General features: G+C 59.6%; 10 protein-coding genes and 1 pseudogene. 4 read left to right on the plus strand and 7 right to left on the minus strand.

The annotated features are described in order from the left end of the window. Window positions 1-60 precede the first annotated feature (60 nt). The gene (locus BN1125_RS02435) at window positions 61-2,949 is read right to left on the minus strand and encodes an HD domain-containing phosphohydrolase (RefSeq protein ID WP_042010476.1); all 2,889 of its coding nucleotides are present in this window, start codon (window positions 2,947-2,949) and stop codon (window positions 61-63) included. 234 nt (window positions 2,950-3,183) lie between these two features. Here BN1125_RS02435 and BN1125_RS02440 point away from each other — a divergent pair. Then, a pseudogene (locus tag BN1125_RS02440) lies at window positions 3,184-3,775 on the plus strand (LLM class flavin-dependent oxidoreductase). A 172-nt stretch (window positions 3,776-3,947) separates the two neighbouring features. After that, a complete protein-coding gene (locus BN1125_RS02445) occupies window positions 3,948-4,448 on the plus strand; it encodes a 2TM domain-containing protein (RefSeq protein ID WP_042010478.1) in 501 nt (166 codons plus the stop codon). Window positions 4,449-4,568: 120 nt separating this feature from the next. Here the strand turns inward: BN1125_RS02445 and BN1125_RS02450 are convergent, their stop codons facing one another. From BN1125_RS02450 to lptD, 6 genes are read right to left on the minus strand one after another with little or no spacing between them, the layout of a single operon-like run. Next, window positions 4,569-5,390: a symmetrical bis(5'-nucleosyl)-tetraphosphatase gene (locus tag BN1125_RS02450; RefSeq protein WP_042010479.1), complete on the minus strand. Its 822-nt coding sequence runs from the start codon at window positions 5,388-5,390 to the stop codon at window positions 4,569-4,571. Between the two features lie 6 nt (window positions 5,391-5,396). Continuing rightward, window positions 5,397-5,759 (minus strand): Co2+/Mg2+ efflux protein ApaG, encoded by a 363-nt coding sequence (gene apaG / locus BN1125_RS02455; protein ID WP_042010481.1) that lies wholly within the window; start codon window positions 5,757-5,759, stop codon window positions 5,397-5,399. Between the two features lie 4 nt (window positions 5,760-5,763). Then, complete coding sequence (rsmA, locus tag BN1125_RS02460; protein ID WP_042010483.1) at window positions 5,764-6,576, minus strand: 16S rRNA (adenine(1518)-N(6)/adenine(1519)-N(6))-dimethyltransferase RsmA; 813 nt, start codon at window positions 6,574-6,576, stop codon at window positions 5,764-5,766. Beyond that, window positions 6,566-7,561 (minus strand): 4-hydroxythreonine-4-phosphate dehydrogenase PdxA, encoded by a 996-nt coding sequence (pdxA, locus tag BN1125_RS02465; RefSeq protein ID WP_042010484.1) that lies wholly within the window; start codon window positions 7,559-7,561, stop codon window positions 6,566-6,568. The genes rsmA and pdxA overlap by 11 nt, the downstream gene beginning before the upstream one ends. Continuing rightward, the gene (gene surA / locus BN1125_RS02470; RefSeq protein ID WP_042010728.1) at window positions 7,561-8,859 is read right to left on the minus strand and encodes a peptidylprolyl isomerase SurA; all 1,299 of its coding nucleotides are present in this window, start codon (window positions 8,857-8,859) and stop codon (window positions 7,561-7,563) included. The genes pdxA and surA overlap by 1 nt, the downstream gene beginning before the upstream one ends. A 26-nt stretch (window positions 8,860-8,885) precedes the next feature. Further along, the gene (gene lptD, locus BN1125_RS02475; RefSeq protein ID WP_042010486.1) at window positions 8,886-11,330 is read right to left on the minus strand and encodes an LPS assembly protein LptD; all 2,445 of its coding nucleotides are present in this window, start codon (window positions 11,328-11,330) and stop codon (window positions 8,886-8,888) included. Between the two features lie 174 nt (window positions 11,331-11,504). On the opposite strand from lptD, the gene BN1125_RS02480 reads away from it, so the two are divergent. Continuing rightward, window positions 11,505-12,515, plus strand: a complete 1,011-nt coding sequence (locus tag BN1125_RS02480; RefSeq protein ID WP_042010488.1) for an aminoglycoside phosphotransferase family protein — start codon at window positions 11,505-11,507, stop codon at window positions 12,513-12,515. Next, window positions 12,512-13,180: an N-acetylmuramate alpha-1-phosphate uridylyltransferase MurU gene (gene murU, locus BN1125_RS02485; protein WP_042010490.1), complete on the plus strand. Its 669-nt coding sequence runs from the start codon at window positions 12,512-12,514 to the stop codon at window positions 13,178-13,180. The genes BN1125_RS02480 and murU overlap by 4 nt, the downstream gene beginning before the upstream one ends. Window positions 13,181-13,190: the final 10 nt, after the last annotated feature.

The following is a 13,190-nucleotide window of genomic DNA, read 5'->3' on the forward strand; positions in this document are numbered from 1 at the left end:
CCCTGACTCGGGTGTCAAAACGGTCAACCCAGGTTGACCGTTTTTTTTTATGGGCGCCGGCTAGGCTAGCTCCGCCAATAGAGCCTGGCTGTTCACTTCGTCCAGCTGTTCCGGCGCCAGGAAACACTCGGCATACTCCCGCCAGATGTCGCTGTCGACGAACAGGATAAACAGGGCCGGATCGATGTGCTGATCCTGCACCATCTGTCTCATGATGGTCAGCGACTGGGATACCGTTTTACCTACCTTATAGGGGCGGTCGTTGGCGGTCAGCGCCTCGAAGATGTCGGCGATGGCCATGATGCGGGCCGGGATGCTCATCTGTGCCCCCTGCAACTGATATGGATAGCCCTTGCCGTCCATCCGTTCATGATGGCTGCCCGCGATCTCCGGCACCTTGCGCAGGTGGCGGGGGAAAGGGAGCCGCTCCAGCATGCGGATGGTCTGGATGATATGATCGTTGATCTTGTAGCGCTCCTCCTCGGTGAGGGTGCCACGGCTGATGGCGAGGTTGTAGCGCTCCCCCCGATTGTAGAGGTGAGTCGGGACCTTGACCTTGAACCCCCAGGGGTTGTTTAGCGCCAGATTGTCATGGCCGGGGTGAGGGATGAGGTGCTCCGGTTTGTCGGCCAGCAAGGGTTCTAGACAGGGCAGGATCGCGGCGGGCTCTGCTTGGCGTCGCTTGAGCTCTTCCTGGCTGATGCCGAGGCGGTCATCCAAGGTGCGCAACCAGGTGCGGTTGGCGATGGCATCGAGCCGCTCCAGTTTCTCCGGTGCCATCCATTCTCCTCCCAAGTTGCACTCGGCGACGAAGGCAAACTCCTGATCCAAGGTTGACCAAGTCTGAGCCACCGCTTCCTGGCTCGCCACCCTCTCTTGCTCCGGCAAGCGGGCCGCCAGCGCCTCGATATAGGCATCTCGCTTAAGCACCTCGAAACGGGTTCGGATCTCGTGGATCCGGTCGTAGATCGTCTCCAGTTTGGTGGCCTTGTCGACCACGAACTCCGGTGTAGTGACCTTGCCGCAGTCGTGCAGCCAGCTCGCGATATGGATGGCTTCCCACTCCTCTTCGTTGAGGCTGAACTCGCTGAAGGGTCCCTGCTGCTGGGCGCAGGCCGCCTCCGTCAGCATCCTGGTCAGCTTGGGGACGCGCTGGCAGTGACCACCGGTATAGGGGCTCTTGGCATCGATGGCCCCCGCGATCAGCTCGATAAAGGCCTCCAGCAACTTTTTCTGCTCTTCCAGCAGACGCTGGTTCTCGATGGCGGAGGCTGACATGCCCGCCAGCGCCTCGATCAGGCTGATCCGTGACGTCAGCTCCTGTGATGAGCAGCTTGGCAGGATCAGCAACAGGTAGCCGATCAGCTCCTGGCGCTGATTGTACAGCGGCTCTGCCAGCAACTGGCGGGGACCCGGGAAGGGGCCCCAGTCGGCCAGATATTGCTGCCACTGGTCGACATCGAGGGGCAGGCTGAGGCGCTCGGTATGATAGAGACGACCGTGCAACGCCTCCTGCCAGTGCACCTGCTCACAGTCCAGGGGCTGCTGCCGCCAGATGGCCTGTACCGCCGTCATGTGCGTGTCTTGCGCCAGATAGAGACAACCCCCTTCCGCCTGCGCCGCCGAGATCGTCTCGTGCAAGATGCGACTGAGCAGGGAGTCGAAGCGGTGTTCGGCCGCCAGTGCTCGCCCCATGCTCATGAAATTGCCGAGGGTTTGCCGCATGCTGGACATGATGCGGGCCAGATCGTCGATCTCGCGGATTGACGAATCAGGCCACTTGCTCTCGCCAAAATCGAAGTGCTGGATACGCTCCGCCTCATGGGTCAGTGCCAGCAAGGGCGCCGCGGTACGCCTCGCCACCAGCCAGATGACAGGCAGTTGCAACAGCAAGCCGACAAGGGCCCAGGAGAGGTTTGTTAGGGCCTCGTTCAGGGCTGGCTTGGTGAGGGTGTCCGCTGGCATCAGCAGGGCAATGTAGAAGGGAGAGCCCTCTTCCAGGGGGGAGAGGTTGACCAACCACTCACGGCGATCCTCTGCGCTCAGGGTCAGCTCGGTCGGCCCGTGCAACAGGGGGGGATGGATTGCGATTTGTTGCTGCAACTGGGTCAATATGGGGTTCTTGAGTACCGACAGCGTGGGCAATCTGGTCAATTGCTCGAAGCTTGGCAGTCGTGTCGGATCGGTAGCCAGCAGAGTACCAAGCTCGTCGAACAGCACCAGTTGCCCATGACTGGGTAGGGGCAGAGCACCGATGAGGGAGGAGAGCCCCTCCACCCCGGCATCCAGTCCGAGCACCGCCCGGCGATCGTCGCTCTCCACTGCCAGCGTAATGCCCGGCTCCTTGGTGGTGAAGAAGAGATAGAGCTGGGTGACGATGAGGCCGGTGCGCAAGCGCGCCTCCTTGTACCAGTGGCGGCTGTGGGGATCAAACTGGTAGTCCGGCATGAGTCGACGTTCGAGCAGCTGTAGCTGCTTGTCGAAATAGAGGTATTCACCCTGGCCTTGACTCAGGCTCTGTACCAGCAGGTGGCTAGCGGGTGGGGGGTTGTCCAGCCGACCCCTGGCTCTGTCGGTCACTTTGCGAACCAGAAAGAAATCACCGTTCTCGTAACCGGCATAGATGGCACCATAACTGGCGCTGTTGGCCAGCACTTCGGCCAGCTGGGGTAGGTAGCCGAGGCGAGCATCTAGGCTGGTCATCGCGGCCAGCTGACCACGGCTCAGCAGGCTCAGCGACATGCGCGCCGGTTGCTGATGCAACTTGAAGGCCAGCGCCAGTTGTTCCCGGTATTGCAGGAAGCGCTGTCGCTCGTGTTCCAGCCCCTGCTGCATGCCCTGATGAAACTGCAGCATGATGAGGACTCCCCCCAGCACGCTGAACAGCAGAATGAAGAGCGTGGCAATGTGCACGTAAAACGGTTTTCTATTGAGCATTCTCTTTGTCATGGACGGATCCTTGTCCCATGGGAGATGGCCGTAATGGCCCATATCAGTGTGCTCGCAGTACGGCAAAAAACACAGCGATCGGGACAGGAATATCAGCAAGTTTAGATCCGGCTCCCGATGGGACTTTATTGCTCAGGCTGGGTAGCCATGGGGTATTTCAGGGTGGGGTGTCATTCAGGTATATTATGCTACGTTGCCCGTATGTTGTTGAAATGTGTAATAATGGGGTGCCCCATGTCTGCCAGCCCTTATTCTGTGCTCGATCTGGTGCCGGTTACCGAGGGTTCCGTGCCTGCCGAGTCGTTTCGCCGTTCGCGGGATCTTGCCCGCCATGCCGAGGGTTGGGGTTACCAGCGCTACTGGCTGGCCGAACATCACAACATGCCGGGCATTGCCAGTACCGCCACCTCGGTGCTGATCGGTCATCTGGCCGAGGCCACCACCACACTGCAGATCGGGGCGGGCGGCCTCTGCCCGCTGGCCCAAGCCCCATGCGGTGGTTTGCATCAACATGATTGCCGCCGACAGCGAGCGGGAGGCCCGCTTCCAGTTCACCACAGTGCAGCAGCAGTTCCTGCCCCTTCATCGTGGTGATGCGGGCAAACTGCCTGCACCGGTAGTCTAGTTTGGCGACGAGTGGACACCCCGTGAGCTGATGGCGATGGCCCGCTCTCTGGTGGGCGACCCTGAGCAGGTTCGCCACGGTCTCAAGGCGCTGCTGGCGGAAACCCGTGCCGATGAGCTGATGTTCAATGGCCCGATCGTCGCTCATCAGGCGCGGCTGCGCTCTTTCGAGATTGCCGCAGAGCTGATGCAGAGCCTGTGATTACACATCCGGACACATCTGCATGTGTGCCAGAGCTTGACCTTATATCTCTTTATGTTTGTTCAACTAATTGATTTGAAAGAGTTGTCAGGTTGATGTCGGCCATCTGTCGTGTCACCTTTCGCAGCCCAAGCCCTATGCTGGCCCTGTCAATGACCACAAGGAGTTCGCGATGATCGTCAGGAAGTTGAGATTGCAACGGGGTTGGTCCCAGGATCAGTTGGCGACAATGACTGGTTTGAGTGTCCGCACTATCCAGCGGATCGAGCAGGGGCAGCAACCCGGACTGGAATCTCTAAAGGCCCTGGCCTCGGTCTTCGAGCTTGATGTGGCGCAACTTGACGGCACACGGCAACAGGAGCACGAGATGAGAGGAAGCGACACTATGGGTCAGGATGCATTGCAGGTATCTATCGAAGAGCGGGCAGCCATGCGTTATGTGGAGGCACTCAAGGGTTTCTATTTCCACATGACCAGCTATCTGCTGGTGATCTGTGGGCTGTTTGTCATCAATTACCTGAGCAATCCGGACTATATCTGGGCCTGGTGGCCAGCGCTGGGGTGGGGGCTGGGACTGCTATCCCATGCTGTTAATCTGTTCCAGCCTTTCAAGATGTTTGGGCCGGATTGGGAGCGGCGCCAGATCGAGAAACGGCTGGGGCGCAAGCTGTGATCTCATCCACCCGGAAAACCGGGAACAAGAAACAGCAAGCCCGGCAGGTCGCCGGGCTTTGTTATTGGAGCGAGTCTTGGCAATCGGTTCGGTAGATACCGCCAGAGTGCTGTGCACTCCCTAGCTGGCGTGAACCGGGCAGGGGGTGGCGATCAGGGCATCATCTTCATAACGCCACAGGGTCAGGCTGTTGCCCCAGACGCAGCCGGTATCGAGTGCCTTGATATCGCTCTTACCAGTGTTGCCCATCAGCGCCGCCCAGTGGCCGAACACCAGAATGGGGTCATCCACGTGGTGTTCGCGCTGTTCGAACCAGGGGCGCAGCCCCGGGGTCGACTCCTTGGGCCCCTTCTTGCATTTGAAGTCGAGACGACCGTCGAAATAGCAGAAGCGCATCCGGGTGAAGGTGTTGATGATGTAGCGGTAGCGGTCAATGCCGACCAGATCATCCTGCCAGCCATCCGGCTGATCGCCATACATGTTGTGCAGCAGCCACAGGTACTGATCGCCGCGCAGCAGGCTCTCTACCTCGCGGGCGCAGTTGCGGGCGGTGCGGGCGTCCCACGCCGGGGAGATGCCGGCATGGACCATCATGATGGGCAGCTCCGGATGCTCGGCCAACAGCGGTCGGTGGCGCAGCCACTCCAGCAGCTCGTCCCGATCCGGCGCATCCATCAGGCTTTGCAGCTTGTCTTTCTTCTTTAGCGGCGCAACGCCATTGGCGACCGCCAGCAGGTGCAGGTCGTGGTTGCCGAGCACGGTGACGGCCCGGTTGCCCAGTCCTTTGACAAACCGCAGGGTATTGAGGGAGTCCGGGCCGCGGGCGACCAGGTCGCCGCAGAGCCAAAGTACATCTTGATCGGGATCGAACGCAGCAAGATCCAGCAGACGGCGCAAGTCGTCGTAACAGCCCTGGATGTCACCGACAAAACAGTTCGCCATGAAACCTCAGTTGATAATATTGGGGATGGCCAGCGTGAAGGGGGCGATGGGTGCCTCGAACTGCTGGCCAGAGCCATCTTGCAGGGTATAGCTCCCTTCCATCACCCCAAGCGGGGTCGCCAGCGGCACGCCGCTCTGGTAGCGGTAGGTCTCCCCTTCGGCAATGACGGGTTGCTCCCCGACCACGCCAGAGCCTGCCACTTCCAACATCTTGCCATTGGCATCGGTGATGAGCCAGCGCCGGTGCAGCAGTTGCACCGGGCCGGGCCCCAGATTCTCAATCTCGATCAGATAGTGAAACTGGTAGGGGTCTCTGGATCCTGCCACATACACGGGGTATGGGCGGATCTCGATGTGCGGGAGTGCCACAGGATCAGGCCTTTGGCTGGTCCGCCAGCCAGTTGGCGATCATGACAAACTGCTCGAGGGAGAGGTTCTCCGGACGCAGATTGCCATCGATACCAAGCTCGGTCAGCTGGGCGTCGGTAATGAAGTTGGAGAAGCTGTTGCGGATGGTCTTGCGACGCTGGCCAAAGCCCTCGGTACAGACGCGGCTCAGGCAGCGAATGTCTTTCGCCACTATGGTCGGGTTCTTGTGCGGGATCAGACGGACCACGGCAGAGTCCACTTTCGGTGCCGGTTTGAAGGCGCCAGGGCCCACTTCCAGTACCGGTACTACCTGGCAGTAGTACTGGGTCATCACGCTCAGACGGCCATAGGCCTTGCTGCCCGGGCCAGCGGCCAGACGCAGCACCACTTCCTTTTGCAGCATGAAGTGCATGTCTTCAACCCGATCGGCGAACTCGCACAGGTGGAAGATGAGCGGGGTGGAGATGTTGTAGGGCAGGTTGCCGAAGATCCGCAGCGGGCCCTTGCCTTCCCCCATCAGGGTGCCGAAGTCGAACCGCATGGCGTCTGCTTCGATCACGGTCAGCTTGTCCTTGAGGGTCGGGTGCTCGCGCAGGCGAGCTGCCAGATCCCGGTCAAGCTCGACCACGGTCATCTTGTCCATCTGGGAGGCGACCGGTTCGGTCAGCGCGGCCAGACCCGGACCTATCTCCACCAAGTTTTGGCCCGGCTGCGGGTTGATGGCGGCCACGATCTGGTCGATTACATAGCGATCGTGCAAGAAGTTCTGACCGAAACGCTTACGGGCCGTGTGACCCATGTGCACCTTACTGCTCATATCTTTTTTTCTCTACCATCTTGATGGCGTGGTTAATCGCGGTGACAAGGCTGCCCGAATCCGCCAGGCCTTGGCCTGCCAGATCCAGTGCGGTGCCGTGATCCACCGAAGTGCGGATGAAAGGGAGTCCAAGGGTGATATTGACCGAGCTGCCGAAGCCCTTGTATTTGAGCACGGGCAGCCCCTGGTCGTGGTACATGGCGAGTACCGCATCCGCATCCTTGAGGTATTTCTCCTGGAACAGGGTGTCGGCCGGCAGCGGGCCGACCAGATCGATCCCCTCTTGGCGCAGGGTGGCCAGAGCGGGTTCGATCACGTCAATCTCTTCACGTCCGAGATGGCCACCTTCCCCGGCGTGGGGATTGAGGCCGCAGACGTAAATACGGGGGCTAGCGATGCCGAACTTGGCTTTGAGATCCGCATCCAGGATGCGGATCACCTTGCCGAGGCGATCCTCGGTGATAGCCTTCGCCACATAGGCCAGCGGAATGTGGGTAGTCGCCAGTGCGACCCGCAGCCCTTCGGTCGCCAACAGCATCACCACGTCGGCGGTGTTGGATTGCTGGGCGAAGAACTCGGTATGACCGCTAAACGAGACCCCAGCCTGGTTGATGATCCCCTTGTGCACCGGCCCGGTCACCACGGCGGAAAATTCGCCGCTGAGGTTGCCATCGCAGGCCCGTTGCAGGGTCGCCAGCACATAGGCGCCATTGCCTTCGTCCAGCTCTCCGGGCACCACGGTGGCGCCGAGATAGACAGGACAGACGGTCAGGGTGCCCGCTCGCTGGGGGTGGGCAGGGGCGGCGGCATCATAGGGCTCAAGCTCGACAGACAGCCCCAGCAGAGCTGCCCGCTCGCGCAGCAGCGCCGGATCGGCGATCACCACCAGCTGGTGGGGCCAATCCTGCTGGGCAATCTGCAGCACCAGATCCGGACCGATCCCGGCCGGTTCACCCGGGGTGACGGCAAGGCGACGACAGCTCATCAGCTACCGGCGCCTTCGATCTGGATGTAGGCCTCGTCACGCAGCTCGTCCAGCCATGCCTGGGACTCTTCCACGAAGCGACGGTTGTAGATCAGCTGGTAAGCGCGCTGTTCCTGGGCCTTGTCGGTGGCATCCTGGCTGCGACGGTCTTCCACCTGCACGATGTGCCAGCCGTGAGAGCTGCGGAACGGGGCGCTGATCTGGCCCGGTTGCAGGCGGTTGACCATGTCGCGGAACTCCGGCACGTAAACGTTGGGATCAGACCAGCCCAGTTCGCCACCTTGCACCGCAGAGCCCGGATCTTCGGAGTACTTCTCCGCCATGCTGGCGAAGTTAGCCTTGCCGCTCTTGATGTCGTGCAGAATGCCATCCAGCATCCCCTTGGCCTTCTCTTCGCTCAGGATGATGGAGGGCTTGATCAGGATGTGACGGGCCTTCACCTCGGTATGCATCACCTGCTGCTGACCCTTGCTGTCGAACACTTTGACGATGTGCAGGCCGGCACCCGAGCGCAGCGGGCCGACGATGTCGCCCTTCTTGGCACCCTTTGCCGCTTCGGCCATCAGGGTCGGCATCTCTTGCTGGCTCATCCAGCCCCAGTCGCCCCCTTCCAGCGCCTTGGGACCGTTACTCTCGGCAATAGCCAGTTTACGGAAGTCAGCGCCCTCTTTCAGGGCGGCCAGAATGCGCTCAATTTTGCTCTTGGCGGCATCCAGTTGGGCGGCGGTGGGGTTGTCCGGCAGGGCAATCTGGATATGACCGAGGTGGTATTCATCCTGCTGTTGACCCTGTTTCTTCAGGATCTCCACCACCTGCTTCACCTCCTGCTCGGAGATATTGATACGGCGGCGCACCTGGTTGCGGCGCACCTCGTTCATCAGGATCTCGCGGCGTACCTCTTCCCGATATTGGGCATAGGTCATCCCTTCACGGGCGAGCTGGGCACGCAGCTGATCCAGGGTCATCTTGTTGTCGGCGGCGATGCCCTGAATCGCTTGTTCCAGCTGGGTGTCACTGATCTTCAGCCCCTGGCGATCCGCCAGCTGCAGCTGCAGGCTCTCCTGGATCAGACGGTCCAGCGCCTGTTTGCGCAGGGTGGCATCGTCAGGTAGAGACTGGCCGCTCTCCTGGGCGGAGAGCTTCACCTTGTTGACCAAGGCATCCTGTTGGCTGGCCAGCACCACGTCCTTGTTGACCACGGCCAGCACCTTGTCCATCAGTTCGGGGGCCGCCATGGCGGCCTGGCTCATGGCACCGAACATTCCCGCGGTCAGCAGGGCAATCAGGGTCTTTTTCATATCCATCTCTCAAGGCTGGGCCAGCATCATTGCTGGCCTTTCAGATTAAACGGGCGAATATAGGGCAACAGCTCGGTATCCAGTGTGGCGGTGCGGTCACCGGTACCGACACTGCCGAGCCCCTTCATCTCAAACTGCAGACCGATCGATTTCTCCGACGTGGGTCTCAGGGTGATGTTGTCAGGCTGGTTGTGCCACTCCAGGCTCAGGTTGATGCTCCAGCAGCAGGAGTCGTATTTGACACCAATTTTGCGATCGATGTTGACGTTCTGGTTGATATCCCGGTAGTAACCGCCATACATCTGCCAGCGCTCGTTAAGCGGGGCCATCATCACCAGGCCCGCTTGGCTGAGATCTTCGGCCTGTCGCGCCGTGGTGAGAGTGCGATAATCGAGATTGCCATCCTTGAGATACCGGTAGTTGAGCTGGGTCGTCAGCTTTTCATGGCGATATTCAACGGCGCTGTTGCCTGCGCTGAATTCATCTTCAGAGGTATCATATTGGGTCCCAGCATGGGCAAACCATTTGTCGGTGATGTGGGCATCCCCCTCAAACGAGAGCAGGGAACGGGAGTTGGTGTTCTCGGCATCAGCCGCATACAGCCTAACTTTAGGGGGTCTCATCTCGAACGCTTGCGCCACAGCCAAACGCAGCCGTTCATCCCCGACATTGTCATAGATCCGACTGGTCAGGCCAACACTGATTCTATTGGCATCGCTGATGCGGTCGAGACCGGCAAAGCGGCGATCGCTGAACAGGCTGTAGTAGTCCTGGCGGGTGGTGGTGGTGTCGTAGATCCCGATCTCGTCCTGATTTTTGTAAGGGATATAGAGGTACTGGAGCTCAGGTTCCAGGGTCTGGGTCCCCTTGCCATCATACCAGTTGAGCGGGCGGTCGAAGTTGACCCCCCCTTTGAGGCGGAAGGACGGCAAAGTGCGGGTAATGTTGCCGTCTTTCAGGGTCAGCTGATTGCTATCGGCATCGGTAAAGCGTCTGCGATCCTGGCTAACCAGATCCTTGGGTAGCTCCTGGTTGTAGGAGGTAAACATCAGCTTGTACTGGCTGGTCAGGTAGTAACCGGGGGCATCGACCAGGGGGACGGTCAGGGTCGGCGCCAGATGCAAACGAGTGGCAGTATAGCGTTCCCCTTTCTGGAAATTGCTGGCATTGCCAGCGTCATACCCAAACTTGGTCAGCTCACTGTTCCACGCCAGATCAAACCAGTTACCCTGCTGGTAGTAGTTGTAGTTGATGCGTGGCAGCATCTCGTGGGGCAGCAGTGCATAGGGGCTCAGGATCTGATACTGGCGCAGCTCGGAGGTGAGATTCCAGTTGGGCTGGTAGTAACCTGCGGTAAAGGATTGCTGCAACTGGTCATCCACCCTGGTGCCCACCAGGGGGTTGAAGTCGTTGAAGTAGTTGTAATCCTGGTCCCGTACTTTGGTGTAGTTGACCCCGAGGCGCAGGGCACCATCCATCAGGCTGGAGTTATGGTTGACGTTCATCAGATAGCGATGACCATCGGAGAGGTAATCGTTAAGGCCCGGAGTCTCGTCGTATTGCTTGTCGTTGGCCAGATTCTCGAAATAGAGGGTGCCGGTATGGGCAGGGTCCGGCATGTAGCGAAACTCCACCTGCTCCATTAGGCCACGTCTGTCCATAAAACGGGAGGTGATGGTGGCATCGTAGTTAGGGGCAATGTTCCAGTAGAAGGGCTGGGTGATCTCCATGCCATTGTCGGAACTCTGCTTGTAACCCGGGTAGAGCAGACCGGTCTTCCGCTCATCCTTGATGGGGAAGTTGATATAGGGGAAGTAGAACACCGGGTAGTCATAGAGCCAGAGGCTGGCGTTCCAGGCTTCGCCGAACACCTCTTTCTGGTCGATGTCGATGCTGCCTGCCTTGAGGGTCCACACCTCCTGACCGGGGGGACAGGTGGTGTACTGAGCCCCCTCCATGGTGATGTTCTGGTTGTTGTTGGTCATCACCACACGCTTGGCAAAGCCGCGCACCGGTGAGCCGTGCACCTGATACTTGCCCTCTTCTAGTTCGGAGTTCTTGGTATCCAGATTGGATTTGAGGGTCTTGTCGCTGGTGACGGTCACCTGACCGTCGTTGTAATAGATGTTGCCAATGGCGATGACATCCCGGCTCTTCTGGTCGAGCTGGGCATAGTCGGAGTCGAACTTGCGAACTCCCTGACGGACCTTGACATCCCCTTCATAGAGGGCGGTACCGCCCTGCTTGGCTTCAAGCCGGTCAGCATCTACTTCTACCGGCAGGGCATTGGCCTCCTCGGCAGAGACAGGTTTTTCGACCTTGGGCACATAGTCGTAGCAGAGGCTGTTGAGGATCCCGGTAGCTGGCGGCGTATCAAAAGGGGCAGCCTGAACCATCATGGATGTCAGGGCCGGTGCCAAGCTGATCGTCAGGGCGATGGGATAGCGGTACCCCAGTGTCCATTTTGTCATGTGAAAGACTCTTGCAATCCGTGATAAATACGGTTGATCCAAAGCATGCATTTTACGACAGGTTTCATCGAGTTGACATTGCATGTCATTGCTTTATGTTAGCCGGCAATGATAAAGCATTATTGCGGCCAGGGCTAACAGCCAAGTGCTGCTTTCCACCTTGGTCCTCGACTTATGCACGATCGCAATTCCCTGCTATTGCAGTGGGCACGCCGTATTTCCGGTGATGCCAATCTTCAGTTGACCCTTATTTCCGGTGATGCCAGCTTCCGCCGCTACTATCGTGGTGGGGGGCTGGTGTGGGTGGATGCCAATCCTGAAACCGAAAAAAATCATGAGTTTGTTCGTAATGCTGCCGCCTTGCGGGCGCGTCAGCTACTGGCGCCAGAGGTGAAGGCGGTGGACTACGAACAGGGTCTGCTGGCGGTCACTGATCTGGGTGATATCCAGCTTATCCGCTGCCTGCATGAGCACAACGTGCAGGCATGGTATGGCAAGGCGATTGATTTGCTGCCTCGCCTGGGCGGGGTTGAACTGGCCCTTGAACCCTTCGATACGGCCTTTATGGCGCGGGAGAACAGCATTTTCCCCGAGTGGCTGCTGGGCCATCATCTGCAACTGATCCTGAGCCATGAAGAGCAGCAGTTGCTGGATGAGACCTTTGCCTGCCTCACCGCCTGCAATCTGGCCCAGCCGCAAGGGGTGATGCACCGGGATTTTCACAGTCGCAACCTGATGGTGTGTGGCGGTGATACCCCCGAGAACAGCCGGCTGGCCATCATCGATTTTCAGGACATGGTGATCGGGCCCCTGAGCTATGACCTGGTCTCCCTGCTCAAGGATTGTTACGTGCGCTGGCCGGACGAGGTGATTGAGCAAGGGATGCGTCACGGCTTTGCAACCCTGCAACAGGCGGGGTTGCTGGACGAGGGCGACTACGACAGTTTCCGCCGCGATGCCGATCTGACCGGTATGCAGCGCCACCTCAAGGCTGCTGGGATCTTCACCCGGCTCTCTCATCGCGATGGCAAGTCCGGCTATCTCAAGGATATTCCCCGCACCCTCGGCTACGTGGTGGATGTCTGTCGCAGCCACGGTGGCACCTATCCGGTGCTGGGCCGCTTTGGTCAGTGGCTGGAGCGGGTGGTGTTGCCCGGGATCGCCAACGTTGGAGTGAAACCATGAAGGCGATGATCTTGGCCGCTGGCCGTGGCGAGCGGATGCGCCCACTGACTGACCTGCAGCCCAAGCCGCTGCTGGCGGTGGGGGGCAAGCCGCTTATCGTTCATCACATCGAAAAGCTCAAAGCCGTCGGGGTGACCGAGTTGGTCATCAATCACGCCTGGCTTGGTCACAAGCTGGTCGAGAGCCTTGGTGATGGCAGTGCGCTTGGAGTGACTATTCACTGGTCAGCCGAGGAGAGCGCGCTGGAGACCGCGGGAGGCATCGTGCAGGCGCTGCCGCTACTGGGCGCAGAACCCTTTTTGGTGATCAACGGCGATACCTGGCTCGATCTCGATTATCACACCCTGATCAGCCAGTCCCTTGGCGATGATCTGGCCCACCTCTGGCTGGTGCCCAATCCACCCCAGCACCCGAGCGGAGATTTTGCCCTGCAAGCCGGGCGAGTCGTGGATACGCCAGCGTTTACCTTCAGCGGGGTCGGACTATATGATCCGGCGGCCTTTACTGGTCTTGCTGGTGGAGCCCGCAAGCTGGCGCCCCTGCTGCGTGACTGGATGGCGCAGGGGAGGGTGGGCGGCAGTCTACTCGCTGGTGAGTGGCGAGATATCGGCACGGTCGAGAGACTGCGCGAGCTGGATGACCAGCTCCAGGCCCGCACTCATTAACTTCAAGAGG

It is taken from the genome of Aeromonas fluvialis (genome assembly GCF_000819885.1).
Lineage (GTDB): Bacteria > Pseudomonadota > Gammaproteobacteria > Enterobacterales > Aeromonadaceae > Aeromonas > Aeromonas fluvialis.

Coding starts and splice junctions, on each gene's coding strand:
- BN1125_RS02435 (WP_042010476.1), bottom strand. CDS start 2,949: ATGACAAAGAGAATGCTCAATAGAAAACCGTTTTACGTGCACATTGCC.
- BN1125_RS02445 (WP_042010478.1), top strand. CDS start 3,948: ATGATCGTCAGGAAGTTGAGATTGCAACGGGGTTGGTCCCAGGATCAG.
- BN1125_RS02450 (WP_042010479.1), bottom strand. CDS start 5,390: ATGGCGAACTGTTTTGTCGGTGACATCCAGGGCTGTTACGACGACTTG.
- rsmA (WP_042010483.1), bottom strand. CDS start 6,576: ATGAGCAGTAAGGTGCACATGGGTCACACGGCCCGTAAGCGTTTCGGT.
- pdxA (WP_042010484.1), bottom strand. CDS start 7,561: ATGAGCTGTCGTCGCCTTGCCGTCACCCCGGGTGAACCGGCCGGGATC.
- surA (WP_042010728.1), bottom strand. CDS start 8,859: ATGAAAAAGACCCTGATTGCCCTGCTGACCGCGGGAATGTTCGGTGCC.
- lptD (WP_042010486.1), bottom strand. CDS start 11,330: ATGACAAAATGGACACTGGGGTACCGCTATCCCATCGCCCTGACGATC.
- BN1125_RS02480 (WP_042010488.1), top strand. CDS start 11,505: ATGCACGATCGCAATTCCCTGCTATTGCAGTGGGCACGCCGTATTTCC.
- murU (WP_042010490.1), top strand. CDS start 12,512: ATGAAGGCGATGATCTTGGCCGCTGGCCGTGGCGAGCGGATGCGCCCA.